This is a genomic window from Ruminococcus sp. (assembly GCF_019423705.1).
GTDB lineage: Bacteria > Bacillota > Clostridia > Oscillospirales > Ruminococcaceae > Hominimerdicola.
This window is the reverse complement of sequence record NZ_JAHZAX010000003.1, coordinates 176,495-192,304: the sequence shown is the minus strand read 5'-3', so window position 1 is coordinate 192,304 and position 15,810 is coordinate 176,495. Positions and strand designations below refer to the sequence as shown.

At 45.1% G+C, this 15,810-nt stretch carries 14 protein-coding genes and 1 pseudogene; all 15 read left to right on the top strand.

What is annotated here, in order from left to right; all coding sequences use genetic code 11:
• The first annotated feature begins 12 nt into the window (after positions 1-12).
• The 15 genes and pseudogenes from QZ371_RS03820 (at position 13) to QZ371_RS03750 (ending at position 15,805) form a co-directional block, all read left to right on the top strand.
• Positions 13-960, top strand: a complete 948-nt coding sequence (locus QZ371_RS03820) for an ABC transporter ATP-binding protein (protein WP_295209683.1) — start codon at positions 13-15, stop codon at positions 958-960.
• A gap of 4 nt (positions 961-964) precedes the next feature.
• Positions 965-2,089 carry an ABC transporter permease gene (locus tag QZ371_RS03815; protein ID WP_295209681.1) on the top strand — a complete coding sequence of 375 codons (1,125 nt, stop codon included), beginning with the start codon at positions 965-967 and terminating at the stop codon, positions 2,087-2,089.
• A complete protein-coding gene (locus QZ371_RS03810; protein WP_295209679.1) occupies positions 2,076-3,239 on the top strand; it encodes an ABC transporter permease in 1,164 nt (387 codons plus the stop codon). Before QZ371_RS03815 ends, QZ371_RS03810 begins: the two co-directional genes overlap by 14 nt.
• A gap of 519 nt (positions 3,240-3,758) precedes the next feature.
• Positions 3,759-4,043, top strand: coding sequence for a DUF2325 domain-containing protein (locus QZ371_RS03805; RefSeq protein WP_295209676.1), 285 nt, complete (start codon positions 3,759-3,761; stop codon positions 4,041-4,043).
• A 107-nt stretch (positions 4,044-4,150) separates the two neighbouring features.
• Entirely contained in the window at positions 4,151-4,729 is a 579-nt protein-coding gene (locus QZ371_RS03800; protein ID WP_295209674.1) for a DUF3793 family protein, read from the top strand.
• Between the two features lie 14 nt (positions 4,730-4,743).
• Positions 4,744-5,151, top strand: coding sequence for a flavodoxin (locus QZ371_RS03795; RefSeq protein WP_295209672.1), 408 nt, complete (start codon positions 4,744-4,746; stop codon positions 5,149-5,151).
• 426 nt (positions 5,152-5,577) lie between these two features.
• On the top strand, positions 5,578-5,790 hold the full coding sequence (locus QZ371_RS03790) for a FeoA family protein (protein ID WP_295209670.1): 213 nt from the start codon (positions 5,578-5,580) through the stop codon (positions 5,788-5,790).
• A gap of 59 nt (positions 5,791-5,849) precedes the next feature.
• Positions 5,850-6,071, top strand: a complete 222-nt coding sequence (locus QZ371_RS03785) for a ferrous iron transport protein A (RefSeq protein WP_022288589.1) — start codon at positions 5,850-5,852, stop codon at positions 6,069-6,071.
• A gap of 112 nt (positions 6,072-6,183) precedes the next feature.
• On the top strand, positions 6,184-8,667 hold the full coding sequence (locus QZ371_RS03780) for a ferrous iron transporter B (RefSeq protein ID WP_295209666.1): 2,484 nt from the start codon (positions 6,184-6,186) through the stop codon (positions 8,665-8,667).
• A 64-nt stretch (positions 8,668-8,731) separates the two neighbouring features.
• Positions 8,732-8,929, top strand: coding sequence for a FeoB-associated Cys-rich membrane protein (locus QZ371_RS03775; RefSeq protein ID WP_295209664.1), 198 nt, complete (start codon positions 8,732-8,734; stop codon positions 8,927-8,929).
• Between the two features lie 44 nt (positions 8,930-8,973).
• Positions 8,974-9,342, top strand: coding sequence for a metal-dependent transcriptional regulator (locus QZ371_RS03770; protein WP_295209661.1), 369 nt, complete (start codon positions 8,974-8,976; stop codon positions 9,340-9,342).
• Between the two features lie 228 nt (positions 9,343-9,570).
• Positions 9,571-10,270 (top strand): annotated as a pseudogene (locus QZ371_RS03765) (ABC transporter ATP-binding protein).
• Between the two features lie 11 nt (positions 10,271-10,281).
• Positions 10,282-12,540 (top strand): ABC transporter permease, encoded by a 2,259-nt coding sequence (locus QZ371_RS03760; RefSeq protein WP_295209659.1) that lies wholly within the window; start codon positions 10,282-10,284, stop codon positions 12,538-12,540.
• Between the two features lie 391 nt (positions 12,541-12,931).
• A complete protein-coding gene (gene trkA, locus QZ371_RS03755; RefSeq protein WP_295209656.1) occupies positions 12,932-14,320 on the top strand; it encodes a Trk system potassium transporter TrkA in 1,389 nt (462 codons plus the stop codon).
• A gap of 12 nt (positions 14,321-14,332) precedes the next feature.
• Positions 14,333-15,805, top strand: a complete 1,473-nt coding sequence (locus QZ371_RS03750) for a TrkH family potassium uptake protein (RefSeq protein ID WP_295209653.1) — start codon at positions 14,333-14,335, stop codon at positions 15,803-15,805.
• Positions 15,806-15,810: the final 5 nt, after the last annotated feature.

Here is a 15,810-nt window from a genome sequence, read left to right as displayed (position 1 = left end):
GAGGTATGATCTATGGCACAAACAGTAGTTAAAATAGACAATCTTGTTAAGCGATACAAGGAGCTCATCGCTCTTGACCATTTCAGCCTTGAAATAAAAGAGGGAGAGGTTTTCGGACTTTTAGGCCCTAACGGCTCGGGCAAGACCACAACTATAAATTGCCTGCTCTCGCTGCTTGCATATGACAAAGGCTCAATCGAGATATTCGGCGAGAAGATGAGCCCTGTCAATTATAAGGTCAAGAAAGAGATAGGCATTATAATGCAGAACGTTGCGGTGTTTGACGAGCTGAGCGTTTACGAGAATATCGACTATTTCTGTGGCCTTTACATAAAGGATAAGGAAACAAGGCGGAAATATGTTGACGAGGCGATAAAGTTCGTGGGGCTTGAGGATTTTGTGAAGTTCCACCCAAAGAAGCTTTCGGGGGGCTTGCTTAGAAGGCTAAACATTGCCTGCGGCATTGCACACAAGCCGAAGCTTATAATACTTGACGAGCCAACAGTCGCAGTTGACCCGCAGTCGAGAAACAAGATACTTGAGGGCATACAGGAGCTTAACCGACAGGGTGCGACGATAATCTACACCTCGCACTATATGGAAGAGGTGGAGCAGATATGCACAAGGATAGCCATAATGGACAAGGGCAAGAAAATCGCAGAGGGCACAACGGACGAGCTAAAGCGTATGATAAAGAACACAGAGACTGTCACTATCGAGATACTTGACCTGCCAAAGGCTGCGCTGGAGGCTATCGAGAGCCTTGAACACGTTTATGAAACTTCATACGGCGACAACAAGCTTGTTGTAAGGTGCAGCGGCGGAAAGCACAATCTGCTGAACATTCTGAAATCTTTGCAGGAGCAGGGCGTAAGCTTCGGACGGGTGTATTCAGAGCTGCCGACACTTAACGACGTGTTCCTTGAAATAACAGGCAAGGCGCTTAGAGACAAGGAGTGATGATATGTTCGGGCACATTTTCAAATACGAATTTATTAGCTGTCTCAAGCAAAAGGACGTTCTTTTCTGGCTCATCGCCTTTCCAATAATACTTGGCTGCTTTTTCAAGGCTGCGTTCGCAGGGGTATATGAAAAGACCACCACTTTCGATACTATTTCTATTGCGGTGGTGAATGAAGCTGACAACAGCATTTTTACCGAGACGGCGAAAAATGTCAAGTCCGGCGACAAGGCGCTTTTTGAAATACAGTCGGCGGATTTGGAAAAAGCTGAAAAGCTTCTTGAAAACGAGAATGTTATCGGCATAATAGACTGCAAAGACTTGTCTGTGGAATTTGCTTCAAGCGGTATTGAGCAGACTATCGTAAGATCGTTTATCAGCCAATACAAGACCCAAGAGCAGATAATAACGGACGTTGTAAAGACCGATCCTCAGAAGCTTGACACGGTGATATCTGCAATGGCTTTGCCGATGGACGCAAACAAGAATATACCGCTTCACGGCAACACGGATAATATGACCCAGTATTTTTATAATCTGCTTGCAATGGTTGCGCTGTTCGGTTCCCTTTCGGGAATGTTCGTTGCGATGAACAATCAGGGCAATCTTTCGGCGATCGGCGCAAGAAAGTGCTGTTCCCCTGTGAACAAGCTCACAAGCATTACGGCGACGCTTTTGGCGCACCACGTTGTTCAGATAGTTTGTATGGTCATCGCAACGGCGTTTTTAGCCTTTGTGCTGAAAGTTGATTTCGGCGACAGACTGCCAATGGTATTTTTATCAGCCATATTCGGCGGAATGGTGGGAATATCCTTCGGCTTCTTTGTGGGCTCTATCGGCAGTTGCGGGCAGGGCGTAAAGGTATCAATATGTATGAGCTGTTCAATGATAAGCTGCTTTTTCAGCGGACTTATGGTGGGCAATATGAAAGCGCTTGTGCATAAGTATGTGCCTTGGTTCAATAACGTAAACCCTGCGGCGGTGATATCGGATACGTTCTATTGCCTTAATATATATGAGGACTATCGCAGGTTCACGGTGAAGATAATTACAATGGCGATCATGGTGGCGGCGTTCACGCTGGGCGGATATATTCTCACAAGGAGGCGTAAATATGCAAGTCTTTAAGGCGTTTATGCGGATACTTAAAACAAAGCTTCCCACGGCTATGATATACCTTGTGGTGTTTATGGTGATGGCTATTGCGATGGCTAATTCCTCTGAGGAGACGCAGGACTATGAGGACTATAAAATGGATATCGCTGTTATTGACAGAGATGATTCAGAACTCAGCGGCAGGCTTGCGGACTTTGTTTACGATTCAAACACAAAGGTCGATATCACCGACAGCAAGGACGATATACTTGACGCAATTTATTACACCCGTGCAGACTATGTGCTTATTATAAAAGAAGGCTTTGCGGACAAGATAGCCGCTGGAGATTTTGACGGGCTGTTTGAAAATTACAAGCTGCCGTCCAGCTATAACGGCGAGCTTTTTGACAGCAGGCTTGAAGGCTTCCTTGGCTGTGTAAGGTCGTATATGGCGGCTGGAGAGGACGCAGACAGCGCATTTTCAAAGGCACAGCAAGCTGTTACTATCGACACAAAGGCAGAGATAAAAAGTTTTGATGAGGAAAGCAAGTCTGATATGCCTAAAATATTCAGAACTTACAATCAATATCTTGCATACATTTTCGTTTCAATACTTATCGGGGCGCTTTGTCCTGTTCTGCTGGTGATGAATAAGAAAGATATCAGAGCGAGGACGGCTTGCTCCAGCATTTCCGCCACCAGTCAGGCATTGCAGACAGCTCTCGGTGCGGCGATATTCGTCATTGCGACTTGGGTGATATTTACTGTGGCAGGCTTCTTTATAACAGGAATGGAGTTCAACACAAAGGTGCTCCTTGCGGCGCTGAACAGCTTTGTATTGATCCTTGTGGCGGCAGGTATCGCACTTGTGATATCAACATTTTCCGTCAGCGACAACGCCCTCAATTTGATCGCAAATGTCGTTGGGCTTGGAATGAGCTTTCTCTGCGGCGTATTCGTTCCGCAGGAGATACTTTCAGACGGCGTGCTTACAGCAGGAAGATTCCTGCCTGCGTATTGGTTCGTAAAGGCCAACAATATGATCTCAAACGCCGGCGGAGAGGTCTACAAAAGCGGCGAATTTTTCGGCTGCGTTGGAATAGAGCTGCTATTTGCAGTGGCGCTGTTTGCGGTGGCAATGCTTCTTATGCGTGTGAAAAGACGGGAGGCAGATCAGCTATAAATCTGTTTGCGATTGCGTAGGGGCGAACAGCGTTCGCCCGTCTATCTGCGGCGCAGGTGGTTTATTTGGTTGCTTGTGCGCATTGTTCTATAATAAAAAGATAAACGCTTTCAGACAGGCAATAAAACTTTGCTTGTCTGAGGCGTTTTTTATTTATATTTTATTTTGTTCAAGGTTCGGGATATTATGTCAAAAGTTTAAAATGAATACATAAGTTACCCTTGACAAACAGGGTTAGTTTATGCTAATATATAAGCAGTTAGAAAACACTAACTGAATTATCCCATACATATTGGATATCATAAATCTAAAGTTTAAGGCAACACCGCACAAGGATTGTGCATAAGATGCGCAGTCAGATTTTTCGTCAGATTGTATAGAAATTTTGCAGGCATACTGTCGTATGTCAAGAAATTTCTGTGCAATATGGCGGAAAATCTGCAAGCAGATTGCGTGCAAAGCCACTAGGCGTGCCTTGTGCGGTGTTGCCTTAATTTTTGACACAACGGAGGTGACACAATGAGCGTAATTATAGTTGGCGGAAATGACAGAATGGCGACACGCTATAAGGATATCTGCAAATCATATGACTGCAAGGCGAAAGTTTTCATCAAGTACCCAACAGGCTTTGACAAGAAGATCGGCAATCCTGATCTTGCGGTGGTTTTCACGGACACGGTATCGCACAAAATGCTGAACGGTCTTAACCAGCGTGCCAGCAAGCTTGATTTTCCTGTGGCTATATGCCATTCATCGAGCTGTTCGGCTTTGAAGAACGTGCTTGAAAAATACTGTGGTAAGTAATAATACAAGATAACGGTTGAATAGAATCATATCGGTGCGGAATGCACTTTATTTTAAATGCGAAGGTTAGGAATTTCTAACCAAATTTCTAGCCAAAAGGAGGAGCAATGTTACACAATAGCGGCAGTTTCGAGGATTTTGAAATGAGCATAGCATATCACCTTGCGCCGGCAATGCTGGGCATAAAGCCTGCCTGCCTTATGTCAATGGCGAGAGAGGACGGCTGTCTGAACGAAAATATCGAAAAATTCAACAGCAAGGCGGCTGCAAAGGGTTTGAAGCTTGAAGTGCTGTGCGAATGCAAAAGCAGAAAGCTGCTGTTTCTTTACAGCGAAAAGCTTCTTTCAAAACAGCTTGCGGACGAAAGGGTCAAGGCGCTGCTTGGCAGCTTCGGCTATACAGACGATATGGAACTTGACGGATATATCGGCAGGCTTGCGGAAAGAATAATCAGCAGCGGGGATTTTCCTCACGAAGTGGGTCTTTTCCTTGGCTATCCTGTGGACGATGTAACGGGCTTCATCGAAAACAAAGGTAAGAATTATCTGCTCTGCGGTTACTGGAAAGTCTATTCGGACGAGGACAGGGCAAGGCGGATATTCGATAATTATGACAAATGCAGGAATTATCTCTGCAAAAAACTTCATCAGGGCGAGAATATTTTTCAAGCGCTGAAAATTTCTTAGGAGGTCTTTTTATTATGAAAACAGCAGTAATTTATTGGAGCGGAACAGGCAACACAGAGGCTATGGCTAAGGCTGTGGCAGAGGGCGCAAAGACAGATTGCTTCGCAGTTTCTGAGTTCAGCGGCAATGTTGAAGACTATGACGCACTTGCACTTGGCTGCCCTGCAATGGGTGCAGAGGAGCTTGAGGACAGCGAGTTCGAACCATTCTTCACAGGCATTGAAGGCAAGATTGCAGGCAAGAAGATCGCTCTCTTTGGTTCTTACGGCTGGGGCGACGGCGAATGGATGAGACTTTGGCAGGACAGAGTTACAGGTGCAGGTGCAACTCTCGTAAACGGTGAAGGCCTTATCGTAAACGAGACGCCTGACGACGACGCTCTTGCAAGCTGCAAGGCTCTCGGCGAGGCTCTTGCTAAGTAATTTATAGTTACACAAACACATAACAAAGCATTTTCGTGCGAACAGACAGGCTGAGAAAGCTCAGTCTGCCCTGTGCGCATTGCATAATATCGTTCTTTTTGGTCGCCGTATGAAGGCTTGCGAAGGGCTTTCGCACAGCAATCAAAGATGATGATACGGCGCATTTGCGCTGTTTCGGATAGTTAGAAACATCTGACTCGGTTAATAGGTGCTAACCAATTGCATAAAAGTTACCTCGAACTAACTATTATTTTTGTGCAAGGATACGAATTTGAAAAATTGGCCGATTTTCTATTGACAAATGTGGTTAGCCGTGTTAAACTATTTGATGGGTTAGAAAATGCTAACCTTTAAAATTTGTTGCGGGGTTAGATGTTTCTAATATACTTAGTCTTGCAAAACTGACAAAGAAAGAGGAGGGTTTAAATGATGCCGCTGACATTTGCGAACGTTGGAGAAGAAAATATGATTAAAAAGGTAGGCGGAAAGCCTGAAACAAGAAAATTTCTTGAAAATCTCGGATTTGTTGCCGGTGGAATGGTTACTGTTGTAAGCACTATCGGCGGAAACGTTATCGTTAAGGTGAAAGAGTCAAGAGTAGCCGTTTCAAAGGAAATGGCTTCAAAGATCATGGTTTAAGGCTAAACCTGATCGAATAGAAAATCAAGTAATTACATTATGGATTGGAGGAAAAATGTATGGCAACCTTGAAAGAGGCAAAGATCGGCTCTACTGTTACTGTAAAGAAGCTTAACGGCACAGGCGCAGTAAAAAGAAGGATTATGGATATGGGCATCACAAAGGGCGTGGAGGTACACGTTCGTAAGGTAGCTCCTCTCGGCGATCCTATCGAGGTCACAGTAAGAGGCTACGAGCTCTCGCTCAGAAAAGCTGACGCTGAGATGATCGAAACAGTCTGATACATAATTTATTGTCGGACGATAAAGCAAAAATTTCATCGGCGGAGCTGATGTGATCTTAAAGCTTGAGATCGTATCAGATCTGACCGAAATTTTGAAAGGATTGAATTAGATGGAGATCAAAATTGCTCTCGCAGGTAACCCTAACTGCGGTAAAACTACGCTTTTTAACGCTCTCACAGGTTCAAACCAGTTCGTTGGTAACTGGCCTGGTGTAACAGTTGAAAAGAAGGAAGGTAAGCTCAAGGGTCACAAAGACGTTGTTATTATGGACCTTCCTGGTATCTACTCACTTTCTCCTTACACACTTGAGGAAGTTGTTGCTAGAAACTATCTTATCGGTGAGCGCCCGGACGCTATACTGAACATTATCGATGGTACTAACCTCGAAAGAAACCTGTATCTTACAACACAGCTCGTTGAACTTGGTATCCCTGTTGTCGTTGCTATCAATATGATGGACGTTGTTAAGAAAAACGGCGACAAGATCAACACAGATCAGCTTGCTAAGGAACTTGGCTGCAAGGTCTGCGAGATATCCGCTCTTAAAGGCACAGGTATCAAGGAAGCTGCTGAGCTTGCTGTAAAGGCAGCAGAGGCTAAGGAACCGATGATCCCTCAGCACTCTTTCAACGGCGTTGTTGAGCACGCTATCGCACACATCGAAGAAGCTTTCCTTAATGATGTTCCGGAGGAGCAGCAGAGATGGTACGCTATCAAGATATTCGAGAGAGATGAAAAGGTCATTGAACAGCTCGGTATGTCTGAGCAGGTAAAGGCTCATATCGAAAAGGATATCTGCGCTGCTGAGAAGGAAATGGACGACGACTCAGAGAGTATCATCACAAACGAGAGATACATCTACATAGCTTCTATCATAAAGGATTGCTATAAGAAGAAAAATCAGGGCGGCCTTACAACTTCCGATAAGATCGACAAGATCGTAACGAACCGTTGGCTGGGTCTTCCTATCTTCGCAGTTGTTATGTTCCTTGTGTACTATATCTCAATGGTAACAGTAGGTTCGGCTGCAACAGACTGGGCTAACGATGGACTCTTCGGCGACGGCTGGCATTTGCTCGGCATTGGTTCATCTGACGCTGAGGACGCTGCTGATGAATATGGCAGTTCACTTGATATCATCAACGCATTTATCGAACAGCAGGGCGGCGAGGCTATCGACAACGAGGACGAGAACTTCAATGTTGATGAGGCAAAGGCAACAGCTGAAAACCTCCTTGCAACAGTTGACAAGTCTGCAACTGCTGATTACACAGTTGAGGACGAAGAAACACTTGAAGAGACAACAGAGACAGCTAAGTACGCTGACCTCGAAGCTGCCGTTGCAGCCGCTGAGAAGTATGACTTCGCTGATCCGGACCCAGCAGATTACGGCGTATGGGTACCTGGTGTTCCTGTTCTTATCGAAAAGGGTCTTGACGCAGTTAACTGCGCAGATTGGCTCAAGGGTCTTATCCTTGACGGTATCGTAGCCGGTGTTGGTGCGGTACTCGGCTTCGTTCCACAGATGCTCGTACTCTTTATTCTCCTTGCTATCCTCGAAGCTTGCGGTTATATGGCTCGTATCGCATTCGTAATGGATAGAATTTTCAGAAAGTTCGGTCTTTCAGGTAAGTCATTCATTCCTATCCTTATCGGTACTGGTTGCGGTATCCCGGGTATTATGGCTTCAAGAACCATCGAGAACGAGCGTGACAGACGTATGACTGTTATGACGACAACATTTATCCCTTGCGGTGCTAAGACACCATTTATCGCAATGATCGCAGGCGCTATCTTCGGCGGTTCTGCTTGGGTAGCAACAGGCGCTTACTTCATCGGTATCGCAGCTATCATCATTTCCGGTATTATGCTTAAGAAGACAAAGATGTTCGCAGGCGACCCGGCACCATTCGTTATGGAGCTTCCTGCTTACCATATCCCAACAGTAGGCAACGTACTCAGATCAATGTGGGAGCGTGGCTGGTCATTCATCAAGAAGGCTGGTACTATCATCACACTTTCAACTATCTTCGTATGGTTCACTTCATACTTCGGCTGGGTAGACGGTTCATTCGGTATGCTCACAGAAGATCAGATGGAATTCAGTATCTTGGCTCACATTGGTAAAGCTATCTGCTGGATATTCGCACCTCTTGGCTGGGGCAACTGGCAGGCAACTGTTGCGGCTGTTACAGGTCTTGTTGCTAAGGAGAACATCGTTGGTACAATGGGTATCCTTTACGGCGGCGGAGACGCTTCAGTTTACTCTGCTATCGGCGCAGCATTCACAGGAATCACAGGTATGTCATTCCTCATCTTCAACCTTCTCTGTGCACCTTGCTTCGCAGCAATGGGCGCTATCAAGCGTGAGATGAACAGCAGAAAGTGGTTCTGGTTCGCTATCGGTTACGAGTGTGGCTTCGCTTATGTTATCGCACTTATCGTAAACCAGCTCGGCAACCTCTTTACAGGCAATGTGAATGTTATCGGTCTTATCGTTGCTATCCTTCTTATCGTTGCAATCATCTATATGCTCGTTAGACCTTACAAGGAGAGCACAAAGTTCGAGGGCAATGTTAAGGTAAAGGCTTAACAACTAAGGGCTAGTTTTCAGAAAATATAACTCACATAACATAAATTCTGATGGGAGGATAATTATGGACACAGTTACAGGTACGATCATAGTGGCGGTAATAGTTATTGCCATCGTGGCGGCGATCATATGGAAGTTGCTCAAGGACAAGAAGGCAGGCAAGAGCTCCTGTGGCTGCAACTGCGGCTGTTGTCCTAACTCTTCTCATTGCCACGGCGGAGCACAAGCTGCACACGCAGCTCAGTTGGCACACAAAAAGTAAAGATCAAAGCACACACATAGCACATACTCGGGGAGGTAAAGAAGTTGCTGACTAAATCACAGAAGAGGTATCTTTTCGCAATATACAGACTGGGCAGGAGCGGCCGATCGGTAAAATCCACAGAAGTGGCTTCCGTTCTCGGCGTAACAAAAGCCAGCACAGTCAAGATGACCCAAAAGCTTATTGACGAGGGTTACATAATCAAAGAGCCTTACCGTGAGATACAGCTCACGACCGAGGGCATAAAGGCTGCAAACGAGCTTTACACTCCAAGCGTGATACTTCAGGACTTCCTTGAAAATCGTGTGGGCATTGAAAGAAAAAATGCCGAGAGCGACTCGGTGGCGATCGTGTCACAGATATCTGAGGAGTCTCTTGACAAACTGGTGAGCTTCGTGCTTGCCGCAAATTAAAATTTGCAAACAAAATTAAAAAATCACTTATCCCGTCGGTTTTTCTGACGGGATTTGCTGATTATTATGGTTAGTTGTATATAACTCTAATAAATCAGCTAAAAAGCATAACTAATTTGTATAATTGATACAAATTAAGCTAGGCAATGGAATTATTAATATTATTACGGAAATTATGAAGGAAGAGATCATCTAAGACCAAATAAGACTGGGAGGAGAATTATTAAAATGTTTCTTGAAATAAGCGGCATTAAAAAGCATTTCGGAGAGGGCGAAAGCAGAGTTGATGTGCTCAAGGGTATCGACATCGAGATCGAAAAAGGAGAGATCTGCGTTCTGCTGGGACCATCGGGTTCAGGTAAATCAACGCTTCTGAACATCATCGGAGGCATTGACGCAGCCGATGAGGGTTATATTTCTATCAACGGCGAAAAGACAGCAGATATGAACGAAAAGGCGCTGACACTTTACAGAAGAAAGCACCTTGGCTACATCTTCCAGATGTACAACCTTATCCCGAACCTTAACATCAAGGAAAATGTTGAAGTTGGCGCATATCTCAGCGACAATCCGCTGGACGTTGACGATCTGCTGAAAACATTGGGACTTTACGAGCACCGCCGGAAAGCTTCCAAACCAGCTTTCCGGCGGTCAGCAGCAGAGAACCGCTATCGGAAGAGCAATAGTTAAGAACCCTGATATCCTGCTTTGCGATGAGCCGACAGGCGCACTTGATTACAACACCTCAAAGGAAATTTTGCAGCTCATCGAGGACGTAAACAAGAAGTACGGCAACACAGTAATAATGGTTACTCACAACGACGCTATCAAGAATATGGCGGATAGAGTAGTTAAGCTCAGAGACGGTATGATAAGAAAGAATTATCTTAACGAGACAAAGCTCACAGCCGCAGAGCTTGACTGGTAAGGAGGGGAAATATGAGAAACCCTCTTATAAAACGTCTGCCCAGAGAATTGAAGGGCGAGATAGGAAAATACATAGTTCTTTTCCTTTTTATCACAATGATGATAGGTATAGTTTCGGGCTTCCTCGTTGCTGCCGAAAGTATGGCAACAGCTTATGATGACAGCTTTGAAAAATACAATATCGAGCACGGTAACTTTGAGCTTCTTCAAAAAGCCGATGATGATACCATTAAAAAGATGGAGAACGGCGACGAGAAGGTAAAGATATATGAAAACTTCTACGTTGAGGAAGAAACAAAGGAAGTTGACAGCACGGTAAGAATTTTCAAGAATCGTGCTGACGTTGACAAGATATGCATAATGGACGGCGAGCTTGCTTCAAACGATGAAGAGATCGCCATCGACAGAATGTACGCTGAAAACAACAAGTTCAAGATCGGCGACACTATCACCCTTGGCGGAAAGAAACTGAAGATCACAGGCCTTGTTGCCCTTTCAGATTACAGCGCACTCTATTCAAATCCGTCTGATACGATGTTCGACGCTGTAAAGTTCAGCGTTGCTATCGTTACAGATGAACTTTTTGACGAATTTGGCGAGGCTAATCTTCATTACAGCTATTCTTGGAAATATGATAAAGCCCCTGTTGACGACAAGGACGCACAGGACAAGGCTGAGGAGCTTATGAAGCACATAAACGGCATTTCGCCGCTTACTCAGTTCATTCCTGAATATTCAAATCAGGCGATCCACTTCACAGGCGATGATATCAACGGCGACAGCACTATGATCGCTGTATTCCTGTATCTCATTATGGCGATAATCGCATTTATTTTCGCCATTACAACAGGCAACACTATCGCAAAGGAAGCAAACGTTATCGGTACGCTGAGAGCTTCGGGCTACACAAAGGCCGAGCTTATCAGACACTATCTTGCAACGCCGATGATAGTTGTACTTGTTGCCGCTCTTGTTGGTAATATCCTTGGCTATACCTGCTTCAAGCAGTTTGCTGTAAGCGCATACTATGGAAGTTACAGTCTGCCGACATACAAGACCATTTGGAATGCTGACGCATTTGTAAAGACCACAGTTATCCCGCTTATAATACTCTTCCTCATAAACCTTATTATGCTTATAAATAAGCTGAGCCTTTCACCGCTGAAATTCCTCAGACGTGACCTTAAAAAGCGTCAGAAGAAAAAGGCTTTCAAGCTCAACACAAAGATAGGCATTCTCAAGCGTTTCAGGCTAAGAGTTATTTTCCAGAACATTCCTAACTACGTAACAGTATTCGTTGGCGTGCTTTTTGCAAATGTTATCATCTTCTTTGGTCTTGCAATGAAGCCAATGCTCCTCCATTATCAGGAAGTCATTGAGAACAATATGATCGCAAAGTATCAGTATGTTTTGAAAGCTCCTGTTGAGACGGAGACAAAGGGCGCAGAGAAATATTGCGCAGGTTCGCTCAAGACAGTTGACGACAAGCTCAATGAAGAAAATGTAACAGTTTATGGAATCCAGAAGGACAGCAAGTTCGTAAAGGCTGACATCAAGGACGACGGCGTTTATATCTCTGACGGCTATTCGCAGAAATTCAAGCTTAACGTTGGCGATGAAGTAACGATGAAAGAGTCTTACGGCGATAAGAAGTATACATTCACGGTAGACGGTATCTATGACGAGCCTGCGGCTATCGCAGTTTATATGACAGACAGCGAGTTCCTCAAGACATTCGACCTTGAGGACGGCTATTTCAACGGCTATTTCTCCAACACTGAAGTAAAGGATATCGATGATCTTTATATCGCCACGACCATAACAAAGGACGATATGACAAAGACTTCACGCCAGCTTATCCTTTCAATGGGCTCGATGATATCAGCCTTTGCAGGCGCAGGCATTATAATGTTTATGCTTATTATTTATCTGCTTTCAAAGGTCGTTATCGAAAAGAACAGTCAGTCTATCTCCATGACAAAGATACTGGGATATAATAACAGAGAGATAAACAGCCTTTACATAACCACGACAACGATCGTTGTTATCGCTTCGCTGATACTTTCGGTTCCGATAGTAAACGTAACGCTCAAATACATTTTCATTGCGGCGTTCGCACAGTATTCCGGCTGGCTGCCATATTACATTCCTGCATACATCTTTGTGGAAGTACCGCTGTTCGGTATCGTTGCCTATGCGGTGGTAGCATTTATCCTTACAAGACGTGTAAAGAAAGTTCCTCTTGATGAGGCGCTCAAGAACGTTGAGTAGATTTATCAGACTTCCAAAAACATTCTAGGGCAACACCGTACAACTATTGTGTGCGGTGTTGCCCCTTATCTGCTCTGTGCCGACAGCATTTCCTTGCTGTCGGCACAGGTATTATTTAGTGGAGAATTGCGTGATAAAAGCTTGAAAATACACAAATATCACGGTGCTTTCAAGGGCGATTTTGGGGTATCATACAAGCTTTGCATAACGGGAAAATCTTATCAATATCTTTACTATACATTAATATATTATTAACAGCATAATGCTACATTATATGATATGGATTTATAGCTAATTGACAAAATGAAGTTTTTGGCAATCGTTAAAACAGGCTGAAAACTGTTTTTGCAGCGGGAGAATGGGAACACCGCTGTGAATTTGGAGGAGAAGTATGAGTAAAACAAAAAAGCCTGCACCGCAGGGGCTTAACATCATAATTGTCGGCTGCGGCAAGGTGGGAACGACGCTGGTGGAGCAGCTTGTAAAAGAGGGACACGATATCACTATCATCGACAAAAATTCCGCAAAGGTACAGGAGATAAGCGGAATGTATGATATTATGGGCGTTGTTGGAAACGGCGCAAGCTTCAGCACGCAGCTTGAGGCAGGCATTGAAAACGCCGACCTTATCATATCGGTGACACATTCGGACGAGCTCAATCTGCTTTGCTGTACACTTGCGAAGAGAGTTGCAAAGTGCGCAGCTATCGCAAGAGTTAGAACGCCTGATTACAGCAACGAGATAGTCTATCTTCGTGAGAAGCTTGGCCTTGCAATGGTGATAAATCCCGAAATGGAGGCTGCCCGTGAGGCGGCTAGGGTGCTTTGTTTGCCGACAGCGCTGGAGGTAAACTCATTTGCAAACGGACAAGCCGAGCTTATCAAGTTCAAGATACCCGAGGGCAACGTCCTTGACGGACTGACCATCGCAGAGCTTGTTAAGAACACTTCAACGAGTATTCTTGTGTGCGCTGTTGAGCGAAACGGCGAGATACTTATCCCGTCGGGCGATTTTACAATGTATAAAAACGACGTTATATCCTTTGCGGCTTCGAGAAATTTCTCGAGAGCGTTTTTTGAGGATATCGGCGTAAAGACCAATCAGGTCAAGAACACAATGATAATCGGCGGAGGCAAGGCGGCCTATTATCTTGCGAGAAGGCTAATCAGTATGGGCATAAGCGTAAAGATAATCGAGAGCGACAGACAGCGCTGCGAGGAGCTGAGCGTTCTGCTGCCAAAGGCTATCATAATTAATGGCGACGGTACTGACGAGGAGCTTCTTAAAGAAGAGGGCGTTGAATATGTTGAGTCCTTTGTGGCGCTGACGGGTATCGATGAGGAGAATATCCTGTTGACCCTCCACGCAAGACAGATATCAAACGCAAAGGTCATCACAAAGATAAACAGGATAAATTTCAAGAACGTTATCAGCAGGCTGGATCTTGGCAGCGTGGTGTATCCGAGATATATCACATCTGAGGCGATAATAGCTTATGTCCGTGCAAAAAAAGAGTCGGGCGACAGCAATATCGAGACCCTTTATCACCTCTTCGATCACAGAGTCGAGGCTATCGAGTTCAAGGTGGATAGAGAGTCTGAGGTAACAGGCAAGCCGCTTATGGATCTTAATATGAGAAAGCACCTGCTTATCGCAGTCATCAACCGCAGAGGAAAAATCATCATTCCAAGCGGTCAGGACACTATTGAGCAGGGCGACACGGTAATGGTCGTTACTACCCACACAGGCTTTAACGATATCACAGATATTTTGAAGTAGCGGAGGGTATTGATGAACAGCTCGATAATTCGATTTATTCTTGGTCACGTTATGAGGATAGAGGCGCTTCTTATGCTGCTGCCTTGTATCGTTTCCCTTGTTTACGGCGATTTTGAAGGCGTCTATTATCTTGGCACGGCCTGCGTTTTGCTTGTGCTGGGATATTTTATGGCGAGAAAGAAGCCGGAAAATTCAGTTTTCTATCTTAAAGAGGGCTGCATTGCGACTTCTTTAAGCTGGATACTTATGAGCCTTTTCGGCTGTATGCCCCTTTGGTTCAGCGGCGAGATACCGCAGTTTACGAACGCTCTGTTTGAGACCATATCGGGATTTACCACAACCGGTGCGACTATTTTGACCGATGTTGAAGCCCTTTCCCACACGGCGCTGTTTTGGCGGAGCTTCACCCATTGGATAGGCGGAATGGGCGTTTTGGTATTTCTTATGGCGATTATACCTCTTAGCGGCGGCTCCAACATAAACCTTATGAGGGCGGAAAGCCCGGGGCCTTCTGTCGGCAAGCTTGTGCCAAAGATGAAATACACCGCACGGATACTCTATCTCATCTATCTTGGTATGACGGTGCTGGAATTTATTTTCCTTATCATCGGCAGAATGCCTGTTTTCGACAGCATTTGCACGGCAGTTGGCACGGCAGGAACAGGCGGCTTCGGTATCAAAAACGACAGCTTCGCAAGCTATTCGCCATATCTGCAATGGGTCGTAACAATATTTATGATACTCTTCGGCGTGAACTTCAACGCCTATTACTACATCATTTACAGGCATTTCAAGAGAGCTTTCAAAATGGAAGAAGTGCGCTGCTATTTTGCCATAATAATTATTGCGGTGGTAGTTATCTTCTGCAACATTCTTGATATGACCGGCGGCATTTTTGAAGCCTTCACACAAGCAAGCTTCCAAGTGGCTTCGCTTATGACCAGTACGGGCTTCTCGAGCGTTGACTTCAACCTGTGGCCGCAGCTAAGTAAATCTATACTTGTGCTCATAATGTTTGTCGGCGCTTGCGCAGGAAGCACGGGCGGCGGTATCAAGGTATCAAGAGTAATGGTGCTTTTCAAGACGATGATAAAGGAGCTCCATTCCTATATCCACCCAAAGAGCATTAGAAAGATCAAGCTGGAGGGCAAGCCTGTCGAGCACGAGATCGTCCGTGCGATAAACGTTTATATCGTGACGTTTATCATTCTGTTTGCTTCCTCCGTGCTGATGATATCATTCGACGGAAAGGATCTTGTGACCAACTTCACTTCGGTGCTCACCACCCTTAATAATATGGGTCCAGGACTTAACGAGGTTGGCCCAGCGGGCAATTTCAGCAGATTTTCCTGCTTCTCAAAGTTTGTGCTGATGTTTGATATGCTGGCAGGCAGACTTGAGCTTTTCCCGCTTTTGATACTCTTCCACCCCGGTGCTTGGAAAGACCTTATCTCAAAGAGGTCAGAGCCTAGAAGGGCATTCTAAAAACT

Coding starts and splice junctions, on each gene's coding strand:
- QZ371_RS03820 (WP_295209683.1), top strand. CDS start 13: ATGGCACAAACAGTAGTTAAAATAGACAATCTTGTTAAGCGATACAAG.
- QZ371_RS03815 (WP_295209681.1), top strand. CDS start 965: ATGTTCGGGCACATTTTCAAATACGAATTTATTAGCTGTCTCAAGCAA.
- QZ371_RS03810 (WP_295209679.1), top strand. CDS start 2,076: ATGCAAGTCTTTAAGGCGTTTATGCGGATACTTAAAACAAAGCTTCCC.
- QZ371_RS03805 (WP_295209676.1), top strand. CDS start 3,759: ATGAGCGTAATTATAGTTGGCGGAAATGACAGAATGGCGACACGCTAT.
- QZ371_RS03800 (WP_295209674.1), top strand. CDS start 4,151: ATGTTACACAATAGCGGCAGTTTCGAGGATTTTGAAATGAGCATAGCA.
- QZ371_RS03795 (WP_295209672.1), top strand. CDS start 4,744: ATGAAAACAGCAGTAATTTATTGGAGCGGAACAGGCAACACAGAGGCT.
- QZ371_RS03790 (WP_295209670.1), top strand. CDS start 5,578: ATGATGCCGCTGACATTTGCGAACGTTGGAGAAGAAAATATGATTAAA.
- QZ371_RS03785 (WP_022288589.1), top strand. CDS start 5,850: ATGGCAACCTTGAAAGAGGCAAAGATCGGCTCTACTGTTACTGTAAAG.
- QZ371_RS03780 (WP_295209666.1), top strand. CDS start 6,184: ATGGAGATCAAAATTGCTCTCGCAGGTAACCCTAACTGCGGTAAAACT.
- QZ371_RS03775 (WP_295209664.1), top strand. CDS start 8,732: ATGGACACAGTTACAGGTACGATCATAGTGGCGGTAATAGTTATTGCC.
- QZ371_RS03760 (WP_295209659.1), top strand. CDS start 10,282: ATGAGAAACCCTCTTATAAAACGTCTGCCCAGAGAATTGAAGGGCGAG.
- trkA (WP_295209656.1), top strand. CDS start 12,932: ATGAGTAAAACAAAAAAGCCTGCACCGCAGGGGCTTAACATCATAATT.
- QZ371_RS03750 (WP_295209653.1), top strand. CDS start 14,333: ATGAACAGCTCGATAATTCGATTTATTCTTGGTCACGTTATGAGGATA.